This window comes from Paraburkholderia pallida (genome assembly GCF_004524855.1).
Lineage (GTDB): Bacteria > Pseudomonadota > Gammaproteobacteria > Burkholderiales > Burkholderiaceae > Paraburkholderia > Paraburkholderia oxyphila.
Map to the genome: position 1 here is coordinate 361,115 of NZ_CP038152.1, position 18,452 is coordinate 379,566.

Here is an 18,452-nt window from a genome sequence, read left to right on the forward strand (position 1 = left end):
CCTCGGCTTTGAGCCGACCGCCCGACGACAGGCCATTTTTGGATCAGAATGAATCGCTTTTGGATCATTTCTGGATCGCTGTCAGAGCATGGAGGATCACAGGTTGAGCGCTAATGGCGCATCTTTCGATCATTCGCGGCATACTGACGCGGTTTCCTCTCCCGCGAGAGCTCAAATGGACGCCCAAATCGCCGCGCAACGCGCACAACGCCTCGATGCCCTGTCGGCGGCATCGGATGGCCGGTCCAAGACCGCCCAGCTTCGCGATGTGTTCGACAGCGTCGAGCGCGCCATTCGCGCAGGCGTCCGGTACGCCGCGATCATTCAGGACCTGGCCGAGACCGGCCTCGTCTTCACGTACCAGACTTTCGCTCTGACCCTCAAAAGACTCCGGCGCGAGCATGGCATCGTGCTCCGCCACCCCCGCGCGCCACACCCGGACACTGGCACGGCAGCCCACCGCGCGGAGGACGCGCCAGACCCGACAGCGGCACGCACGCCAACGCCTGGCAATGACGCCAGATCCGCTCCGGACGTGGTACCCGCCCCGCCCGTTGTGCGCGAACGTCGCCCGATCGCGCCGGTCGGCGCAAGGCTCCCCGATGACTGGCTCACCGCCGACCTGACGCGCGAACAGAAACGACTGCTGACACCTGAACAGCGAAGCGCACGCGCGGATGCGAAGGTCAAACAGTACTGGCCTAACCCGTTCGATCCGGTGCCGCCCAAAAAAGACAACCCCGCCTGAGCGGGGTTGTCGTGATACGACGCACAACGGACGTCAAAGACCTGAGGGGCAACCCCGCTCAGTGCGGCTCGTCGTCCTCCTTGCCTGAACCCGCCTGAGTTTCTGATAGTTCGTCAGCTTCGGCCCCGGTGTCGACTCCATCCTCTTCGTCGTCGTCCTCGCGGTATCCGTATGTGACGCGCTCCGGCACTTCGCGGTTGCGCAGGACTTCCGGCAACCATCCCGAGTCCGTCATGCGAAGCTCTGCCGTCGCTGCTGCGTCGTCCTTCTTCATGCCGCGCAGTTCGCCCGCCACCTGCGGCGAGACGCTCTCACTCACCACCGCCGCAATCCGGTCTTTCGCCACGTGCGCAAAATAACCGGCGTGCGTCGGTTTCCAGTAACGCGAGAGGTCCACCGCTAGCGTGTTGGCCACCTCGTTCACGGCGTGCGGACGGTCGGCGCTGCTGATCCCGTCAACCGTGGCCGCCACGCAGAAGGCAAAGAGGTTCGACGTCACGTCCTCGCCCTGTTCCAGCAGCCAGGGCAGCAGTTCTTCGACCCGCCTGGGCAGAATCCGCGCCCACTTCGCGCGCTCGCCTTCCAGTGCCTTCCAGGCCACGCTCCCGGCCATGTCGTCCGCATTCGATACCAGCGCATCGCGCGACGTATGCAGTTCAATCTTCACCGCGTGGTCGATGTACGACCGCGCATAGACGTCATCGAATACAACCGGAATCATGCGCTGCATCAGCACGGCAAGCGCCACGCCCGGTTGCTGCGCAAGCTCGATCTGCACGGCGGCGGTCCGGTGCGCGGTCAATCGCCTGCACAGCTTTTCGCCATGCAGGGGGCGCTCTTTCGGGGCGCGTACTGCGTTTGGAATCGCGCTGCCCACAGGCGACGCGCTTGCCAGCGCACCAGGCGTCGCCTCCCGGCGCACCAGGCCACGCTCGATACACACACGCCCCTCGTCATCGAGATAGATAAACGCCCCGGCCTGCTTCATGTCCTCCGGATCGAACGTCTCGAAGCGCTCGGCGTACTGGTCAGCGGCATACGTCGCGGCGGTGGCCGTCGCCTCCAGACGCTCCTGCCGTGCCTCGTCGGGTTCGCTGTCGTCGTCGTAATACGCGTCGAGCTCGGCCTGCGCGTTGTCGCGCATCGCGATCAGTTCCGCAAGCTCCGTCTTTTCCTTTTTCGTCGGCTTGCGTGTGGTCGAGGCGATGCGTCCATGACGCATGATTTCCATCGCCTCGTAACGGGTCCGGCATTCCGTCCACTGCCAGCCTTCCGCGGCGACCGTCTGCGAAAGCTCGATCAACCGGTCCGACGCGAGCCGGTACAGCAGTTCGGCATCCTCAATGTAACCCGCGTGCTCGTCGTCGCTGAACAGGTCGCGGCGAACACGACCGCCCGCAGCCGCGTAGGCCTCCAGGCCAACGAACTGCGCGAGAGCATTGTCCCTCGTGTCGATTTCCTCGCGCGTGATCGCCGCGCGCAACTCGGCGGGGCGGCGTTGCCATGCGTTCACGGCTTCGTGCCAGATTCGTTATCAAGAGCGAGAGATTATGCCGAGTATGGCGGACGACCCGCCGGCTAGCGTGGGTGATCCCCTGTAATTGCTCCGCATAACAATAATCCCCTTGTTATCAACTGAAAGGGGGCAACATGACAGTCCGCTCATATGTTTCGTTGGATACGGCGCCCGCGCGTCGCGTCACGACCGATAGCGCTTTTCTTCTGGCCGAGTATCTCAAGACTCAAGCCGGCTTCTCTTCCTTCGAAACCCGCGCCAGCGCTGCTCGTCATTTTCTCTACTGGCTGCAGCGACATCACCTTCCACTCAGTCAGGTGGACGCTGCCGTCGTTGAGCGCTTTGCTCACCATCGATGTCGGTGCATGGGGCACGGTGGCGTATGCTATAGCCGGCGAGAGTTTCAGCGGCCTCGGTACATCACGAATGTTCGTCGGTTCGTCAGTTTTCTCGAAGATTGCGGTACGATTCGCATTCCAGAAGACCTCGCTCCAATCGTCCTCCGGCTCCCTGTCTACGGGAATCATCTCAGTGCCTTGGGATACAGCCGTGGAACCAGAAGCATGCTCTTGTCCGGAGCTGAGCACTTCGTCCATTGGCTTCGCTTGTCGCGAATTCCGGCGCGGGATGTAGACGATTGCGATATCGAACGTTTTGCGAAGCACGACTGTCGTTGTTTTCTCTGTCGGAAGCACGGGTCACTGACTAATTCGGGCGTGACTCGACGACGCCGTGCGGGAGTTTCATTCCTTCAATACCTGCGTGGCTGCAATCTGGTGCCTCAAGGCATCGTTACGGAGGAAGATCCACGTCTCGTCGCTTTTCGAGCTTGGCTTACCCATCAGTGTGGGGTCACTGCGCAGACCGTTGTGCGCTATCTAGCCGAGGCAGCGCGGTGGCTGCCCGCTCTTTCCCAGGACCCTGGAACTTACGACGCCATCACGATTCGCAATATTGTGCTGCATCAGCCTCCGACGCGATCTCACAAGTCGGTGCAGCTGACTGCGACAGTGCTGCGAACCTATCTCCGATATCTCGTGGCCAGTGACGCGTGCCGTCCCGAACTTGTGTATGCCGTCCCTTGCTCACGACGACGACGTAATGCCGCTCTCCCGAAGTTCCTCAGTTCCGCAATCATCCAGCGGATCATCGCGTCCTGCGACATCAATACGCCATTGGGCCTGCGGGATCGCGCGATCCTCCTCCTCTTGGCGCGGCTCGGGCTGCGAGCTGGAGATGTCTGCCAACTTGGACTGGCAGACATTGATTGGAGGAATGGGCGTCTGCGCGTCGACGGCAAGAACCGCAGGGCGTCATGCTTGCCATTGCCGCAAGATGCAGGTGACGCACTGTTGGCGTATATCGAGCATGCTCGCCCGCCCGCACATGAAGATCACGTGTTCCTACGTGTTCAGGCACCGTTCAAGTCCTTGAAGCCATCGACGATCGCTTGCATCGTCGCAAAGGCGCGCACACGAGCCGGTGTTGAAGGTGTCCCGACGGGATCGCATGTGTTTCGCCATTCGCTGGCAACTTCCATGCTACGAGCTGGCTACAGCCTGGAACAGGTGGGCGCAATCCTTCGTCACCGCTCGCCCGACACGACGGCGATCTACGCCAAGATCGATATCGACATGCTTGCGCGTGTTGCCCAGCCATGGCCAGGAGACTCATCATGCTGAGTGACGACGTCAATCGTTACGTTGCCATGCAACGTGGTTTCGGCCTTAAATTTGATGCACCGTGCCGGATTTTGCTGCAGTTCGCCCGCTACGCTGAAGAGCACGGCGATCGATATATCCTGACTCAACGGGTCTTCGATTGGTGCCGGATTGCATCCTCACCAACTCAGGCAAGTACCTTCTTTAACGCCATCAGACGTTTGTGTGTCTTTCTCCATGCCGAGGACACACGCCACGAACTTCTTCCGGTCGGGGCCTTCGGCCCCAGTCAACTGCCACGCCCGACGCCGCACCTTCTGGATTCTGATGATGTCCGCGCCATCATGGAGGCCGCACTCGAGCTCTCACCCAAAGATTCGATCAGACCGCACACATACCATCATTTGTTTGGCCTTCTGGCGGCCACCGGTTTGCGCATATCCGAGGCACTGGCGCTCAAGTGCAGCGACCTCAACGAAGAAGGCCTTGTCGTTCGTAGCGGCAAGTTCGGCAAGAGTCGACTCCTCCCGATACATCCCACGACACGGCTGGCACTGGCCCGCTACCTCGCCATTCGAGACAGGTTCGCCGCCGATGTTGACGATCTATTTGTGGTCACGACCGGCCGCTCTCCGAATAAATCCACGGTTTGCCGCGTATTTGTCCAGCTAGCGCGAGAGTTAGGATTGCGCCCACCCAGTCCGACGCGGGGGGTTCGCCTTCATGACATACGACATACCTTTGCAGTACGTTCGCTGGAATCCTGTGTGCATGATCGACATGTGGTCGCCAACCACATGCTGGCACTCAGCACCTACCTCGGGCATGTCAACGTCGCGAACACCTACTGGTATCTCGAAGCGACGCCGGTTCTGATGAATCACATCGCCGAAGCATGCGAGCACTCATTCTCGGGAGAGATGTCATGACAGCTCTGGCTCCGCACCTTACCGCGTACTTGCGGGAGCATCTGCCGCGCGAGCGGAATGCCAGTCCGCATACCGTCGCAACCTACGCCCACTGCTTCTCACTGCTCGTTCGTTTTGCGGCCAATCGGCTCCGCCGCCGACCGAGTGACCTTTGCATTGAAGACCTTGGACCGGAACTCGTGCGCAAGTTTCTCGACGACATAGAGATTGGTCGCGGCAACTGCGCCCGAACACGCAATGCCCGGCTTGCTGCAATCCGGGCTTTCTTTCACTATCTTGAGTACCAGGTGCCAACTTGCCTCGACCAGGTGATGCGTATCAGGGCGTTGCCTCAGAAGCGGATGGATATCGCACTGATCGATTATCTGACTCGAGAAGAGATCCAGGCATAATTGGACGCACCACGCACTGACACCATCAGCGGCACGCGTGATCGAGCCATGCTGCATCTCGCCTATGCCGCAGGCCTGAGGGTTTCTGAGTTGCTGTCGCTGCGCACGGACGACTTTCCCAATCGATCGTTAGCTACGGTGCGGATTCTCGGCAAAGGTCGCCGTGAACGTGTACTACCGTTGTGGCATGAGACCCAGACGGTCCTGCGAGCGTGGATCGCCGTTCGCCCACCGGCGCCAACACCGGAGTTGTTTCTCAACCGCAACGGGAGACCAATGTCGCGGGACGGCTTTTCCCATCGGCTTGCCCAGCACGTGGCGGTCGCGGCCCAGAGGCACGCTTCGCTGCTGGAAAAGCACGTGACGCCTCACGTTCTACGGCACAGCTGTGCGATGCATACGCTCGCCGCCACAGGCGACATCCGGAAGGTCGCGTTGTGGCTCGGACACGCGAGCATTATGACCACTGAGGCCTACTTACGCGCGGACCCAACCGAGAAGCTTGCGGTGTTGGCCGGGCAAATGTCGCCATCCATCAAGCCAGGAAAGTTTCGTCCTCCATCTGACAAGCTCATCGCGATGCTCAGCGAAGTTCGCAATGGTACATAAGGAGGAAGGGCTCGAAGTGGAACACGGTTATGCCGAGCAATTGCAGGGAATCACCCACGCTAGCCGGCGGGTCGTCCGCCATACTCGGCATAATCTCTCGCTCTTGATAACACATCTTATGCCGACGTCGGCATAATATGCGCTCCTGGGTCGCGTGATCGTCGGCCAGCGCAAGCGCCTTCGCCTGCTCGTAGTCGAGCTTGTCATCGCGCAGCAGGTCCAGCAGCACGGGCGCAAGGTTGGCGATTTTCAGCGCGCGACGCACCGCGACTTCCGGAATGCTGAACAGCGCCGCAATATGCCCCGTCGTTTTTCCTTCTTCGCTGAGCAGCCGGAAAGCCACGCATTCATCCGCGAGACACATAGGCTCTCGTTCCCGGTTCTCGATCAGCGACGCGGCGACCGCCTCACCTTCACTGACGATCAGGACCGGCACTTGGTAGTCCTTCGTAATTCGCCCCTGCTCATAGAGCATGTCGAGCGCGGCCAGGCGGCGCTGGCCCGCGCAGACGCCCAGGCAGGGCGACTTCGCGCGTTCCTTCAATTCGTGTACGGCGAGATTCTGGAGCAAACCCTTCTGGGCAATCGATTCGGCAAGGGCTTCAATGCCGGTCGGCGCTTTCCCGCGCACATTAAGCGGCGAGCGTGCCAGCCGCGCATACGGGACGTACTGGATGGCGGCACGATCCGCCGTGGGTTCAACAGCGTTTTGCATCAGAGTTGCCTCCGGTAAGTGGCCAGAGCAGGAAGCCCGGCCCCACGTGAAATATAGGCTAATATGCCCTAACATACAAGCTAGCTTTGCTTGTATGTTAGGGCATATTAGCCTATATTAGAGCTAGACAACCCACGCATCCCGCCTCGGGTGTCTATTCCGGAGATTTCCGATGACCAGCGAAGCACAAACCTGTATTACCTCGGCAGTGGTCCCCGACGAACTGCGCCTGAACGTCCTCCCGCGCTACCTCGGTCGCCATTACCTCACCGGCGAGTCCTACGTGTACGACTGGGCCGCTCGCCTGTGCCGTAGCTATCAGGGCGGCCTGTGGCACTTCTTCACCCTCTCCAACGGCGGCTTCTACATGGCTCCGGCTGACTCCGGGCGCGTCCATGTGCGCTGGCACCTGAACGGCTACAGCGACATGATGGGCGCGGACGCGTTCGGCGTTACCGTGACGCTGTTTGCCCTCTGCCACCTCTCTGAAAAGACGCTCGACGATTCGGTCATCGAGCGTTAGCACCAGTTGCGCGAGTTCGCCTCGCAGCACACCGAAGCGGCCAATATCCTGCGCGCCATCGACTAACTGACCGGCCCCGGCCCTCGGGCCGGGTCTGCTCCATCATTGGGGAAAAGACATGAGTACGCTTGCAAGCCGCTTTAGCAGCAATGCCGTTGTCCTGCGCTCGGATCACCCGCTGACGAACGACGAAATTGCCGAAGTCGCGCCTTCGGTCCTTGCCAACTGCCCACACGAAAGCCGTACGGCGCGTTACACCTACATTCCCACCGTTGATGTGCTCGATGCACTCCGGAAGGAGGGCTTCCAGCCCTTCATGGTCTGCCAGACCCGCGTGCGCAATGACGGCATGCGCGAATACACCAAGCACATGCTGCGGCTGCGCCATGCCGACCAGATCACGGGCACGAGCGAAGCGAATGAGGTCATCCTGCTGAACAGCCATAACGGGGCCAGCAGCTATCAGATGCTCGCCGGAATGATCCGCTGGGCGTGCCAGAACGGGATTGTGTGCGGTAGTGACCTGAGCGATATCCGCATACCGCACAAGGGCGATGTGATCGGCCAGGTTGTCGAAGGTGCGTTCAAGGTACTGAAGAGCTTCGATGAAACGGCCCAGCAACGCGAAGGCATGGCGGCGATGGTCCTCGATGAGGGCGAACAGGCTGCGTTTGCCCGCGCGGCGCTCACGCTGCGTTATGACGAGGACAAGCCTGCGCCGGTCACGGAACGCCAGCTTCTCGCGCCGCGCCGGATGGAAGATCGCGCGCCCGATCTATGGACCACCTTCAACCGCGTCCAGGAGAACATGATTCGCGGCGGACTGCACGGTCGCAACGCGAGCGGTCGGGCCACCACGACCCGCGCCGTCACGGGCATCGACCAGAACATCCGCCTCAATCGTGCCCTGTGGGTACTGGCTGACGAACTGCGCCGCCTGCGCGGCTAACCGGATTGCCCCGGCCTTCGGGTCGGGGCATATCCCACCAGGGGAATATCACATGGACACCCTGAACATGCGTCCGACGTGGCTGACTGCCCTGCTGCCCCTGCTCGCCGTCTGGCAATACGGCGACCGATCGATGGCGCGCAGCGAACTTTTCCGCATGGCCCTGTCGGCAGATGCGGCGGCGCGCGCAGCCCGCGCGCTCGAACAGATTGCCGACATGCGAGACCGCGACGGACACGCGATCGAAATGCATCGTGACGAGCTTCGTGCAATCGCACGCAACGCCCTCGCCGAGCTTCAGCGCGTGCCGCCTGGCGCGCCGGTCACGGCACAGGTCTGCCGATTGGAGCAGGTCGGATGAGGTGTGCCAGACGACGCGGTGCCGAACTGAAGCCAGGCGAGGTCGTACGGACGTGGTTCGGCACCCTGACCATTCTGGAGATCCGGCCATATCTCGGCCCGTTCGATTTCGTCAGCGGCATTGCCTGTTTCGGGTCCGCAGCCATGTCGATCATCCGCGACCACCCGTACGAGGTACTGCTGCCGGACCTGTAAAGCGAAACCACCGGCCCGCAGTTTGCGGCGGGCTGATTTAGCATGCGTGGACGCACATGAAAGCTTCCCTCACAGTCGCCGAAATCAAGCAGGCGATCAATTACTGGCGTGCGCGCGAGGCCTCGGGCGAGGATGGCATGTTGTGAGCGGAGGCGCGTTTGCTGGCTAATGCTTACGGGCAGATGATCTTCGAACGCCTGCAGGCAATTGCCGTGTCACGGCTGATGCCCGGGCCGGCCGAAGCCGCACGCGTCGCGCTCGACCAGTGGGAGCGTCCGTTGTGAGCATGCGCCGAGCATCGCATGGCATCGTGCACGACCCGCCGGCTGCCTGGACGCACACCCGGCGACGCCACTTTGTGGTACGCCGTGACCGCCCCTCCTCCCTGCCGGCCGGACTTGCGATAATCACGCAACGTCTCGCGCGCGCCGCGCGCCCGGATCGAGGCGCACGGGGACCCACGCCGCAGGCGTGGGGAGAGCGCCGGCACGCCGCGGCTGCGGCGTGACGATCCGGCTGGGCCTGGGTGGACCACCGGTCGGGGTCGTCAAGCTCCCGCAGGGAGCGTGTATTCCCCGCGGCGAAGCCGTGGGGAGTGGAATGTGGATCGTCTTTTTAACCCGGACCGACGATGGATGAACAAACGAGTATCCGGCCAGAATGTCTGCGTCCAGCAAATGACTTCTGGATTCGACCGGAAGCCAATGAAGTACGCGAAGTGCTCCGACGGGGCAAACTCACCGGCGCGAAGGCCGCGCAGATACTGGGCCTCGGTACCGGCGGATCGCGCACGATCCGCCGGTACACGGGGGGCGACGCGGCGATTCCCTATGCGAGCTGGGCCATCCTGTGTGAGGTCGCCGGCCTGGGCCGCATCTGGCAGGCCGAGGGTGGTTCACCACCCGCCGATGCTCCGCCGTCTTCAAGTACGCCCCCATCGGCCGACGAGCTCGCGGAGGCTTTTGGACGGGCCGAAGAATTCATCGAGCGAATCTGGACCGGTCAGGACGCCGCTTCGGTAGCCACCATCGGCGACTGTCGCGATGCACTCGTGCGGATGAAACAGGCCTGGCATGCCATGTCCACACGCGAGCAGCCAGCCGGGCTCGGTCACGCCCGGCTTGAACAGCGGATAGCCGCCGCGCAAGACAGGGTGAAAACCATGTCCAGCTGGGTGGATCTGTCCTGATGAAACACGTGGCCGCTGTCGACACTGCGCATGGTCGACCACACCCGGCCCGGGATGCTCAACTTGCGTGGAAAGCCCCTGTATATGGAGGTTTATAGATGCCCCATACGCCTGTCTCTTTTCGCCGGTACCTTGCTGCGTCCGCCGTTGAGGCAATCGCGCTATGCGCGACGATTTACGTGCTCTGGAGCATCGTTCCGTTCTTTCGCGGAGACCTTGGCGAGCCTAGCGCATACGCCATTCACTGTGTGACACTCTGGTTGACGCACCTCGTCAATCAGTTCTTCAGTCTGCCCGTGGCGCACGGCACTGACGGGCTGACCTACTACGCCAGTGGTTTTATCGTCTGGACGGGGCTCTCAAGTTTTATGATCGCCATGGGCTACGGTCTGAGCCGCACGGCGGCAGGCCATCAGGATGACTGACGACGATATCGGTAGTTCGCGGCCGGCGGTAGCGGGCTGAACGGCGCTTCCGTTGTCGCTTCGTTCGGGGATGCCGCATATTCACGACGCGCGACGTGCGCTTTGAGCTCCGGGTCGTTCGTCTGGCGTGTGGAGACAATCATTGAAAGGCCGCCTGGGCCGCCCAAGGAAAGTACGGCCACGCCGCCTTTTCACTTTCCCGCCGCCCCATCCCGATCTGGCCGCACCGCCGCGTTAAAGAACTGATCGACGAGTCCGAAACGCCGCGCATTGTCGACCTTCGTGTGGAGCGTCGTCGTCGCGAGACTCGCATGGCCCGGCCCGACCTGCACGTCGCGTACGACGCCGCCGGCGTCCAGCGCATGGTTTGAGTGCGGGCGCCCAAGCCAGTGCGTGCTCGCGCGTCGCAGATCCGCCGCGGCACCCGGATACGTCCGCTCCAGCTGGTCCGCCGCGCGCACGAATACCCGATTGAAGAGTGCCCGGACCATGCTGGCCGACAGCGGTTTGCCCGTGCCGAGGTGCGCGAGCAGCGGCGGCGCCGGTCTCCGGTGCGAGCCCGGCGGCGGCGAGCTGGTCACGCAGGCTGCCCGGTTTCAGGCGCAACAGGTGCGGCGTCCGTGACGCGCGCGTGGCGCGTGGCGCGTGGCGTGCGGCGTGCGGCGTGCGGCGTGCGGCGTGCGGCGTGCGGCGGACGACAGCGTGTCGCGGATGAGCGCGATCTGCCGCGTGATCCGCACGTCGGTGCCCGCGGTTCCGTCGCTCGCGTGCGGCGCCGAGTCGTCCACCCCTTCGAGGCGCACGCCCGGCACAGCGCAAAATCCGCGCGGGTGAGGCGCGGCGCACGGGCGGGGCGTTGCGTGTCATCGTGAATCCGCGCTGTCGTCCCCGGCCGGCGGCGTGACGTGCAGCGTGACCCCGCCATCCCACTCGAGGACAACCGGGCCGCCACACGACCTGCAGCGGGCCGCTTCGCCGTCGTGCGTGTCGTCGAGCAGGCGGACTTCACCCCGGGCACTGCACGCGGGACACCGGTACACGTAGAGAACCTGCGCTGTGTCTTCCATCCTCGTCTCCAGATCAACTGGCCATCGTCTGATACACCCGCGTCGGAAAGACTCGAATCCGCGCAGGGGACGTCCCTGCAGCAGGCAAGAGCGCTCCCGCGCCTCAATCGCCGCGGCCCGGAACGGCCGGGAATTTGGCCCTGCGGGCGTTTTCCGCCTTGACGGCCGCCCAGTACCGCTTCGTGAGCACCCGCGCCATCAAGGCCTCCGCGAGACAACCTGCCGCGGCAGGTGCGGCAAGGGATCCGTACTGGTCGAAGCGGGCGATCGTGAAAACAAACAACCAGCCGCAGGCGATAGAAACAAGCTCGAGTGAAATCAGGCGCACGGGGAGAAACGCGAACGCCCATCGCCTCATGCCCCAGCCCGTCGCTGTGATAACGAAGCACACCGCAATAACTATGGTCATCGGTTACTCCCGTGAGAACACCGGCTCTCCGCAGGTGTCAATGAGCAGCAGACCGTGCCCTGGCGGGCATTGTCTCGCATTCATTGATAGGCAGTCCTTTACGTATGCGCAGCCGCTGCTAGAACCCGTACGGGTCCTGCTGCCAGCGGCGCAGCACCGCGTAGTCGCATTCCGGCAGCACGATCAGGCCGGCCTCGGCCGCCTCGAGCACGCGTTCCATCTGGCCGCTTTTCACGAGGTTGCCGTGCAGGCCGTAGAAGTACCAGGCGAACGGCATGCCGATGCGCTCGTCGAACTGGTTGAGCCTGCCGTACAGGCCGTAGGCATTGAGCCGGTGCGTGTCCTTCAGGGCCGCGATTTTCCGCGTATGCGCCCACTGCGGCACGAAATTCAGGTGCCGCCCGCCCCCCGGTTCGGTGTAATCCGACGTATTGAAGGTCCAGCGCGCGCACGCACGCTCGCCGGCGTGGCCCGCGCTGGAGTCCGTCCAGTCGTCGAAGAAGCGGCGGCCCGGCCAGCGTTGGCGGTCGTAGCCCGGCCAGAGCTCGCGCACGGTCAGCACCCGGTCCTGGCCGGTGGCGAGATCGCGCTCCACGATCCGGCGGTCGCCCTCGGCCTGCCGCCGCGCGTGCCAGGTCGCCCCGGCGAGCGCCACGAACCGCTGCATGTCGGTCGCCTCCTGGAGTGCGTAACGGGGTTCACCCAGCGTGCGCCGTTCGATCCGTTCCTCCGTCCCGTTTCCCGACGCGCGCCGGAGCTCATTGACATCGGGCAGACCCCAGCGTGGGTCGGACGGGAACACGGCGCGCTCGACGTACTCCTGCTCCTCCCAGACCGCAAACTGGGCGAAGTTGTCCTGGGCGCCGCCGCGGTCGTGCACGAAGTAATGCAGCAGCGGCCGGATCTCGGTCAGCCAGTAGCCGCTCTCCCGGTGTGCGTCGACCACCGCGCTGACCGACCCGTGTTCGGCCAGCTGTGCGTCGATCCATGCGCGGTAGTCGGGGGCGATCTCGCGCCCCTCGCCATCGATCACGCGCGCCGGCCAGTCGCTGTAAATGTCGCGTGTCATGACATAGCGCGCCGCGCGCCAGTCGGTACGTGTGGCGAATGCCGTCAGCAGCGCGGCGTGCTTTTTCGTGACCGGCGTGGTCGCAACGATCGTCGCCAGCACATCGGTCTGCAGGTCGTATTCGTGCCGTGTTCCGCGTGTCACGCTCGCCTCCCGCTGGACTCAGTTCGCCTGGCCGCGCATCAACCAGGGATTGTCCAGGTCGACCCCGCAGCCCGCGAAATCCTTGACGTTGCGCGTCGCGACCGCCGCACCGCGCGAGCGCGCGATCGCCGCAATCATCGCGTCGACCTGGCTGACCGGCTGGCCGGCCAGCCTGCGCTCCGCGGCCAGAACGGCCCAGGCGTCGGCGGCGTCCCAGTCAAAGGGCAGCACGCGGCCCGCGAAGTCGACGTCGAAGATGGCGGCGATCGCGGCGGCGAGACCCTCGCGCCGCGCGCCGGCCGGCAGCAGGTTCACGCCGTACAGCATCTCGGCGCGCGACAGCGTGGTCGTAAACAGCGCGGCGCGCGGCTGCCGGCCGAACCAGGCCAGCACGGCGGGTTCCGGCGCCGGGCGCAGCAGTTCGGACAGCACGTTGGTATCGAGCACGATCATGCGACGCCCAGGTCCGGTTCACGCATCGGCTCACGGGCCGGCAGCTCGAGCTCGACGCCCGCGAACGGCGCGACGCGCCGGCGAATCGTGTCCACGAGGCTGTCGCCCTGCAGGGGCTCGGCGGCGAGCGCGCTGCGCAGGATGTCGCGCGCCTCCTCCTCCATCGAGCGCCCGTGGCGGGCGGCCTGGATGCGCAGGCGCGCCTTGAGCGGCTCGTCGAGATTGCGGATGGTCATGATGGCCATGGGAGCCTCCGGGGTGTACACGACATCCACTGTAGTCAATGAATGCATTGCAGTCAATGCATTCATTGACTACACCCCGGCACACGGGCGCTTCGCCGCCGTGCCTTGCCCGGCGGGCGTCCGACGAAGTGAAAGTCAGCGTGTCCCGGAAGTGAATGTTTTCGACCCGCCCGGCGAACGCATCCATGACCACCACAGGTCCCCGTGATCAGCCAGTGGCTCACCACACTGGCGCGCAGCGCCCGGTATTCGGAGATGACCGCATAGGGCGAAAAACCCTGTCCGAACCACCGATGACGTTCGAACGACACGTGCCCGAAGCGGTGACAAATTGTTTGCGCTCCACATCCCGCTAGCGACGCAGGGGCACAACCGGCCTGCCCGTCCCGCATGGCCCGACCGTCGCGAACACCGGGCTTTGGGCACGCATCCCTTCAGCGCTCAAACGCAGGTTCGTCGAACAGATCGGGGCCCACGCGAGACGCGGCGGGCTCGGGGACTTCGCCGGCGCGGACCTGCTCCAGCAGGCGCGGGGGCAGCCAGACCTCCTCCAGTGTGCCGATCCCGCCTTCGATCAGTTGCTGCAGGAAGAACGACGGTTTGCGACCACTCGTTTCGGCCAGAAGCCGGAGCCTACGCTCGATGGCCGGATCGATGCGGACTGCGACAACCTTCAATTTTTCTGCTTTCCTGGGCCTGACCAACCTGCGCTCCGCAATTTTCAACGTATGCGCATTCTACGCGGAGCTCCCGGACGTAAGGCACTGCGCGTCAGGAACACGTAACGCGGTACCTGCCCGCACGCGTCGGCGAGCCCGCAACGCTTAGCGTTCGCCGGCTTGCGTCGCGCCCTTGCCCGATGCCGTCGTACGCGTTCACTCACCCCCCTGCACGCCGACAAGATCGCCATCCGTCACCGAGGCGATACCCCCGCCTCGAGACGTTAATGCACCCCGAGGTTTGTCCTCCGGCGCGGAGCCCTGGCTGCGGGACACTCTGCTCATAGAAGGAACCGGTCGCGGTTCTTCGCATCCTTGATCCAGTTCGGCGCACGGCCCCGGCCCGACCAGGTTGCCCCGGTCTTCGGATCACGATATTTGGCCGGCACAGCGCTTTCGGCCGTTTTCCTCGGTCTGCCGCGCCCGCGTCCGAAGATGTCCTGCTCGGTGAACCCGTAGTCGGCCACCTTGGCCCGGATGTCCGCGAGGACCTCCTGAAACTCAGCCGCCCGGGCCGCCGCCGCCTGCGCCTCGAGCTCGGCCATTTGGGCTTTCAGCTCCTTGAATGTCGCCAAGATTCGTCTCCCCCACGTAGATTCGGTGATGGCGATCATAGCCCGCTTCGCGTCGATGCGACCGGCAACTGCCCCCCAGTCGCAAGCAGCCGTCCAGACCCTGCATGCGCATCCAGACGCGCCTGCGGCTGGTCCACCAGTTACGAGAACAACCCCTGCTGCCGCACATCTCGGGGAGGCGGCAGCGAGACCTTCGCGCGGTGAGCGGTGCGACGGCGCGCGAGGCGGCGCACATGGGCCACGAGCTCGGCCCGGACGCCCTCCGCCACCAGCACCAGTGAATACAGCTGCAGGCCGTCGGGTCCGGCTTCAGGTCGTGCGCGCAACGAAATGCGCAGGGCCAGGCGCCGCGCGCGATCAAGTAGCTGGGTGCGGCTCATACCCGGCCAGCACGCGGCGACCAGTGCGGCAACCGGCGGCGGAAGCGATTCGGGGGCGCAGCCGGAGGGCAGCGCGAGGGCAACGAGTTCGAAGCGGACGGCCATATCGTGTGGAGATGCTGTTCTAACCTACGGAGAAGACCGGGCGACCTGCTCATCCTGGCGTAAATCCCGCTGCGCTGCAAACCCCTTGAGCAGCCGGCGTCATCGCTACCCGCTGACCATCGCAGAAGCCGCCAGAGCACCGTAGAGCACCACCGCCGCGCCAAAGCGGATCCAGGTTTTTCCCAAAAATGTGCAACACAACCAAGCCATTAAGATAACCTTCTTATCACAATGCACCGATTTGTACAGTAAACTCTGAGCATGACAAATCGCCCTGACCGGCTCCCGGCCCCGCCTTCCCCCGAACCCGCCGGCTTTCCCGACGCCGATGAACTCGCCATGCTGCGCGCGTGGTATTCCGGCCTTTCGGTACGCCAGGCCGTGGCGCGCTACCTGCCCGCGCGGCTCGGGGACGGCAAGTCCGCGCGCGGCGTGCTGGGCACGATCCGGCGCCGGCTGCAGGCCCTCGCCCGCGCCGCGCACCGCGACGATTGGGTGGCCCTCTTTGACCATCCCGCGGACGAACGCGAGCGCCACGCGAAGGCCGTCGCCCAGGCGATCGACGCCCTGCGCACCGCGCGCGCCCGAGCCGCAGATCGCCGATGCCATCGCGCAGTGGTTCGCGCCGCGCGCGGTGCGCGTGCTGCACGCGCACGGCATCACGACACTGGCCGACCTCACCGTGCGCATCCCGCGCCGCCGCCAGTGGTGGAAGGCGGTGCCGGGACTTGGTGTGGCGAGCGCCCGCGCGATCGAGGCGTTCTTCGCGGCGTGGCCGGCGCTCACGGAAAAGGCCCGCGCGCTGGTGGTTGCGGACCGGCGCGGCCCGATGGACATGATGTGCGTGCCGTGGGAAGCGATCCGGGTGCCGCACGAGGTCGACGGCTCCGATGGCACCTTCCGCGCACCGGCCGCCACCTGCACGCTCGATGCATCCAACGACTACGAGGCCGTGCACACCTGGCTCGCGCTGCACGAATCGCCCGCCACGCAGCGCACGTACCGCAAGGAAGCGGAGCGGCTGATCCTGTGGGCCATCGTCGAACGGGGCCGCGCACTGTCGTCGCTCACGACCGAAGACGCCATCGCCTACCGCACCTTCCTGCGCCACCCTTCGCCGCGTGGGCGCTGGGTCGGCCCCGTGCGGGCGCGCACCTCGCCGGACTGGCGGCCGTTCAACGGCAGTCTCTCGGCGCGCTCGGTCGCGCATGCGCTGTCGATCCTCGGCGCCCTGTTCCGCTGGCTCATCGAGCAGCGCTACGTGCTCGCGAATCCGTTTGCGGGCGTGAAGGTGCGCGACGCGACCGGCACCCGGGTGCTCGATACCTCGCACGCGTTCAGCGAGGGCGAATGGGCCCTCGTGCGCACGATCGCGGACGGGCTCGAATGGTCGTCGAAGGGGTCACCGCGCTGGTCGGCGCCCGCGGCGCAGCGGCTGCGCTTCCTGCTGGATTTCGGCTACGCAACCGGCCTGCGCGCGAGCGAGCTCATCGGCGCGACGCTGGGACACGTCGAAACCGATCCGCGTGGCGACCACTGGCTGCGCGTGACGGGCAAGGGAAAGAAGCTGGCGCGCGTCGCACTGCCGCCGCTCGCGTGGGACGCGCTTGCGCACTACCTCGCCGCACGCGGCCTGCCCGTGCTGCCCGTGCGCTGGAATCCGGCCACGCCCATGATCGGCAGCCTTGACGTGGGCACCCCTGCGGGCAGCGACGCGGCGATCAGCAGCGTGCGCCTGTGGATGGTGATGCGGCGGTTCTTCGTGCTGGCCGCCAATGCGATCGAGGCCGACCATGCGCCACTCGCGGAAAAGCTGCGCCGCGCGAGCCCCCACTGGATGCGGCACACGCATGCGACGCACGCGCTGGGTCGCGGCGCGGAACTCACCACGGTTCGCGACAACCTCCGGCACGCGTCCGTGTCGACCACGTCGATCTACCTGCACAGCGACGAGGTCAAGCGCGCGCGACAGATCGGGGAGGCATTTGCCGTCAAGAAATAGTATGTCCGGTCAGTACGCGACACACCGTTCGAAGCGACCATTATTGTCTTGCATAACAAATGAACGATCACCGATCCAACAAGCTGGATACATGGTGGAAAGCGCGGTCGCACGACGCGTCACATTGGGTCGCCAATCCCGTCGCGTACTACGTGACGAATGTACTCAGCATGGCATTCGCCGTTCCCCTCATATTTCACGCATTTTTTTCGAATGAAACCTTTTGGAGGAACCTGAACAATATCCTGATTGCCGGTTCACTCACCCTCGCACTTGCGGTCGGCTCGCTATTCCAGCTAAAAGCGCTACGCCTGTCGACAGGCGTTCCAGCGGTAGTCATTGCCATTCTGGCCGCGTCCGCATGGCTCTACCTGGACGCAAACAACCAGATTGTCGTCATTCTTCACCGCTACTTCACCTTCGATGTCTCGCAACTCACCCAGGCAATTTCTACTGGAACGCGGGTCCTGTACGCGCTGGAAGTATCACTGGGCGGCGGCGTCCTGGCGGCGATCGGTGCGCTGTCACTGACCTGGTTTTACGCCATCAGTCGACGTCGCCAAGGACGTCAATGGCTCGACTGGTGGTTTTTCGGGATTTCATCGGGGATGTTCATCGGGTTTCTGACAGTTGCATGCATCTCCTCGAGAATTGTCGATACATTCTCGATCGACGCCATTGCATTGCATGCGGCCTACGATTTTGACTTTACCGATCGCTTTGACTGCGTGCATCCGCCGAAAGGAGCAAAGGTCCTGCTGTCGAAGATGTCGGATAACGTTGGCTATGCGGCCAGAATGACAATACCGAATCGACCGATACTGCACATCAAGGAAACGGACGGGGATGTGGTGCCCCTGTTGCAGTCATACCGGGACATCACAGTGCTCAAATGCAACGAAGCGAGCGCTCCGTAAGTTCCGCACTTACCCCCGCCGTGAACTGCGCGGTCTTGCCGCCGCGCGCTTCGACGAGATCTGCCACAGCATGGCTGCTACGCGCCGAGGGTGCAGCGGCGTCAGACCGGAGCCCCTTACCGTGTTGATTTGCACGGAATCCTGACCCACGATTTG

22 protein-coding genes and 4 pseudogenes are annotated in these 18,452 nt (G+C 64.0%); 13 read left to right on the forward strand and 13 right to left on the reverse strand.

Going from position 1 to position 18,452, the window contains the following annotated elements:
• Positions 1-175 precede the first annotated feature (175 nt).
• Positions 176-748: a hypothetical protein gene (locus E1956_RS44295; RefSeq protein WP_134760283.1), complete on the forward strand. Its 573-nt coding sequence runs from the start codon at positions 176-178 to the stop codon at positions 746-748.
• Between the two features lie 58 nt (positions 749-806).
• Here the strand turns inward: E1956_RS44295 and E1956_RS44300 are convergent, their stop codons facing one another.
• Positions 807-2,231 (reverse strand): chromosome partitioning protein ParB, encoded by a 1,425-nt coding sequence (locus E1956_RS44300; RefSeq protein ID WP_197733032.1) that lies wholly within the window; start codon positions 2,229-2,231, stop codon positions 807-809.
• 179 nt (positions 2,232-2,410) lie between these two features.
• Positions 2,411-2,860, reverse strand: a complete 450-nt coding sequence (locus E1956_RS46585) for a hypothetical protein (RefSeq protein ID WP_167760353.1) — start codon at positions 2,858-2,860, stop codon at positions 2,411-2,413.
• Between the two features lie 273 nt (positions 2,861-3,133).
• On the opposite strand from E1956_RS46585, the gene E1956_RS46590 reads away from it, so the two are divergent.
• From E1956_RS46590 to E1956_RS44315, 3 genes and pseudogenes are all read left to right on the forward strand, one after another.
• Positions 3,134-3,946 (forward strand): tyrosine-type recombinase/integrase, encoded by an 813-nt coding sequence (locus E1956_RS46590; protein ID WP_167760354.1) that lies wholly within the window; start codon positions 3,134-3,136, stop codon positions 3,944-3,946.
• Positions 3,940-4,854 (forward strand): tyrosine-type recombinase/integrase, encoded by a 915-nt coding sequence (locus E1956_RS44310; protein WP_134760287.1) that lies wholly within the window; start codon positions 3,940-3,942, stop codon positions 4,852-4,854. The genes E1956_RS46590 and E1956_RS44310 overlap by 7 nt, the downstream gene beginning before the upstream one ends.
• Positions 4,851-5,855, forward strand: a pseudogene (locus tag E1956_RS44315) (tyrosine-type recombinase/integrase). Before E1956_RS44310 ends, E1956_RS44315 begins: the two are co-directional and overlap by 4 nt.
• Here E1956_RS44315 and E1956_RS44320 read toward each other — a convergent pair.
• Positions 5,830-6,570, reverse strand: coding sequence for a ParB/RepB/Spo0J family partition protein (locus tag E1956_RS44320; RefSeq protein ID WP_134760289.1), 741 nt, complete (start codon positions 6,568-6,570; stop codon positions 5,830-5,832). The pseudogene E1956_RS44315 and the gene E1956_RS44320 overlap by 26 nt on opposite strands.
• A gap of 172 nt (positions 6,571-6,742) precedes the next feature.
• On the opposite strand from E1956_RS44320, the pseudogene E1956_RS47905 reads away from it, so the two are divergent.
• The 7 genes and pseudogenes from E1956_RS47905 (at position 6,743) to E1956_RS44355 (ending at position 10,211) form a co-directional block, all read left to right on the forward strand.
• Positions 6,743-7,159, forward strand: a pseudogene (locus E1956_RS47905) (antirestriction protein).
• Between the two features lie 52 nt (positions 7,160-7,211).
• Positions 7,212-8,042, forward strand: coding sequence for a DUF932 domain-containing protein (locus E1956_RS44330; RefSeq protein WP_133197037.1), 831 nt, complete (start codon positions 7,212-7,214; stop codon positions 8,040-8,042).
• 52 nt (positions 8,043-8,094) lie between these two features.
• Positions 8,095-8,403, forward strand: coding sequence for a hypothetical protein (locus E1956_RS44335; protein WP_134760291.1), 309 nt, complete (start codon positions 8,095-8,097; stop codon positions 8,401-8,403).
• Positions 8,400-8,597, forward strand: coding sequence for a hypothetical protein (locus E1956_RS44340; protein WP_134760293.1), 198 nt, complete (start codon positions 8,400-8,402; stop codon positions 8,595-8,597). The genes E1956_RS44335 and E1956_RS44340 overlap by 4 nt, the downstream gene beginning before the upstream one ends.
• A gap of 56 nt (positions 8,598-8,653) precedes the next feature.
• Positions 8,654-8,881: pseudogene (locus E1956_RS44345) on the forward strand (DUF3717 domain-containing protein).
• Between the two features lie 347 nt (positions 8,882-9,228).
• Complete coding sequence (locus tag E1956_RS47650; RefSeq protein WP_335930048.1) at positions 9,229-9,786, forward strand: hypothetical protein; 558 nt, start codon at positions 9,229-9,231, stop codon at positions 9,784-9,786.
• A 98-nt stretch (positions 9,787-9,884) separates the two neighbouring features.
• On the forward strand, positions 9,885-10,211 hold the full coding sequence (locus E1956_RS44355; RefSeq protein WP_134760295.1) for a hypothetical protein: 327 nt from the start codon (positions 9,885-9,887) through the stop codon (positions 10,209-10,211).
• A 191-nt stretch (positions 10,212-10,402) separates the two neighbouring features.
• Here E1956_RS44355 and E1956_RS44360 read toward each other — a convergent pair whose 3' ends face one another.
• The 10 genes from E1956_RS44360 to E1956_RS44405 all read right to left on the reverse strand — a co-directional run bounded on the left by E1956_RS44360 (position 10,403) and on the right by E1956_RS44405 (position 15,377).
• Positions 10,403-10,792, reverse strand: a complete 390-nt coding sequence (locus E1956_RS44360; RefSeq protein WP_134760297.1) for a site-specific integrase — start codon at positions 10,790-10,792, stop codon at positions 10,403-10,405.
• Between the two features lie 15 nt (positions 10,793-10,807).
• Positions 10,808-11,023, reverse strand: a complete 216-nt coding sequence (locus E1956_RS46595) for a hypothetical protein (protein WP_167760355.1) — start codon at positions 11,021-11,023, stop codon at positions 10,808-10,810.
• A gap of 51 nt (positions 11,024-11,074) precedes the next feature.
• Positions 11,075-11,278 carry a zinc ribbon domain-containing protein gene (locus E1956_RS44370; protein ID WP_134760301.1) on the reverse strand — a complete coding sequence of 68 codons (204 nt, stop codon included), beginning with the start codon at positions 11,276-11,278 and terminating at the stop codon, positions 11,075-11,077.
• 103 nt (positions 11,279-11,381) lie between these two features.
• Positions 11,382-11,687 carry a hypothetical protein gene (locus E1956_RS44375; protein WP_134760303.1) on the reverse strand — a complete coding sequence of 102 codons (306 nt, stop codon included), beginning with the start codon at positions 11,685-11,687 and terminating at the stop codon, positions 11,382-11,384.
• Between the two features lie 118 nt (positions 11,688-11,805).
• The gene (locus E1956_RS44380; protein WP_134760305.1) at positions 11,806-12,900 is read right to left on the reverse strand and encodes a hypothetical protein; all 1,095 of its coding nucleotides are present in this window, start codon (positions 12,898-12,900) and stop codon (positions 11,806-11,808) included.
• Between the two features lie 18 nt (positions 12,901-12,918).
• Positions 12,919-13,353 carry a type II toxin-antitoxin system VapC family toxin gene (locus tag E1956_RS44385; RefSeq protein WP_133197044.1) on the reverse strand — a complete coding sequence of 145 codons (435 nt, stop codon included), beginning with the start codon at positions 13,351-13,353 and terminating at the stop codon, positions 12,919-12,921.
• The gene (locus tag E1956_RS44390; RefSeq protein ID WP_134760307.1) at positions 13,350-13,598 is read right to left on the reverse strand and encodes a FitA-like ribbon-helix-helix domain-containing protein; all 249 of its coding nucleotides are present in this window, start codon (positions 13,596-13,598) and stop codon (positions 13,350-13,352) included. The genes E1956_RS44385 and E1956_RS44390 overlap by 4 nt, the downstream gene beginning before the upstream one ends.
• A 434-nt stretch (positions 13,599-14,032) precedes the next feature.
• Positions 14,033-14,275 (reverse strand): hypothetical protein, encoded by a 243-nt coding sequence (locus E1956_RS44395; protein ID WP_232072498.1) that lies wholly within the window; start codon positions 14,273-14,275, stop codon positions 14,033-14,035.
• Between the two features lie 323 nt (positions 14,276-14,598).
• Positions 14,599-14,892 carry an H-NS histone family protein gene (locus tag E1956_RS44400; RefSeq protein ID WP_134760309.1) on the reverse strand — a complete coding sequence of 98 codons (294 nt, stop codon included), beginning with the start codon at positions 14,890-14,892 and terminating at the stop codon, positions 14,599-14,601.
• A gap of 140 nt (positions 14,893-15,032) precedes the next feature.
• Entirely contained in the window at positions 15,033-15,377 is a 345-nt protein-coding gene (locus E1956_RS44405; RefSeq protein ID WP_134760311.1) for a hypothetical protein, read from the reverse strand.
• Between the two features lie 261 nt (positions 15,378-15,638).
• Here E1956_RS44405 and E1956_RS44410 point away from each other — a divergent pair.
• A pseudogene (locus E1956_RS44410) lies at positions 15,639-17,379 on the forward strand (phage integrase family protein).
• A 59-nt stretch (positions 17,380-17,438) separates the two neighbouring features.
• Positions 17,439-18,296, forward strand: coding sequence for a hypothetical protein (locus E1956_RS44415; protein WP_134760313.1), 858 nt, complete (start codon positions 17,439-17,441; stop codon positions 18,294-18,296).
• Positions 18,297-18,452: the final 156 nt, after the last annotated feature.

What these genes read in the sequence shown, in the direction of transcription:
- E1956_RS44405 (WP_134760311.1), bottom strand. Translation starts at nt 15,377, where the DNA reads ATGGCCGTCCGCTTCGAACTCGTTGCCCTCGCGCTGCCCTCCGGCTGC.
- E1956_RS44295 (WP_134760283.1), top strand. Translation starts at nt 176, where the DNA reads ATGGACGCCCAAATCGCCGCGCAACGCGCACAACGCCTCGATGCCCTG.
- E1956_RS46585 (WP_167760353.1), bottom strand. Translation starts at nt 2,860, where the DNA reads ATGGACGAAGTGCTCAGCTCCGGACAAGAGCATGCTTCTGGTTCCACG.
- E1956_RS44320 (WP_134760289.1), bottom strand. Translation starts at nt 6,570, where the DNA reads ATGCAAAACGCTGTTGAACCCACGGCGGATCGTGCCGCCATCCAGTAC.
- E1956_RS44355 (WP_134760295.1), top strand. Translation starts at nt 9,885, where the DNA reads ATGCCCCATACGCCTGTCTCTTTTCGCCGGTACCTTGCTGCGTCCGCC.
- E1956_RS44310 (WP_134760287.1), top strand. Translation starts at nt 3,940, where the DNA reads ATGCTGAGTGACGACGTCAATCGTTACGTTGCCATGCAACGTGGTTTC.
- E1956_RS44375 (WP_134760303.1), bottom strand. Translation starts at nt 11,687, where the DNA reads ATGACCATAGTTATTGCGGTGTGCTTCGTTATCACAGCGACGGGCTGG.
- E1956_RS44390 (WP_134760307.1), bottom strand. Translation starts at nt 13,598, where the DNA reads ATGGCCATCATGACCATCCGCAATCTCGACGAGCCGCTCAAGGCGCGC.
- E1956_RS44335 (WP_134760291.1), top strand. Translation starts at nt 8,095, where the DNA reads ATGGACACCCTGAACATGCGTCCGACGTGGCTGACTGCCCTGCTGCCC.
- E1956_RS44340 (WP_134760293.1), top strand. Translation starts at nt 8,400, where the DNA reads ATGAGGTGTGCCAGACGACGCGGTGCCGAACTGAAGCCAGGCGAGGTC.
- E1956_RS44385 (WP_133197044.1), bottom strand. Translation starts at nt 13,353, where the DNA reads ATGATCGTGCTCGATACCAACGTGCTGTCCGAACTGCTGCGCCCGGCG.
- E1956_RS47650 (WP_335930048.1), top strand. Translation starts at nt 9,229, where the DNA reads ATGGATGAACAAACGAGTATCCGGCCAGAATGTCTGCGTCCAGCAAAT.
- E1956_RS44330 (WP_133197037.1), top strand. Translation starts at nt 7,212, where the DNA reads ATGAGTACGCTTGCAAGCCGCTTTAGCAGCAATGCCGTTGTCCTGCGC.
- E1956_RS44370 (WP_134760301.1), bottom strand. Translation starts at nt 11,278, where the DNA reads ATGGAAGACACAGCGCAGGTTCTCTACGTGTACCGGTGTCCCGCGTGC.
- E1956_RS44415 (WP_134760313.1), top strand. Translation starts at nt 17,439, where the DNA reads ATGAACGATCACCGATCCAACAAGCTGGATACATGGTGGAAAGCGCGG.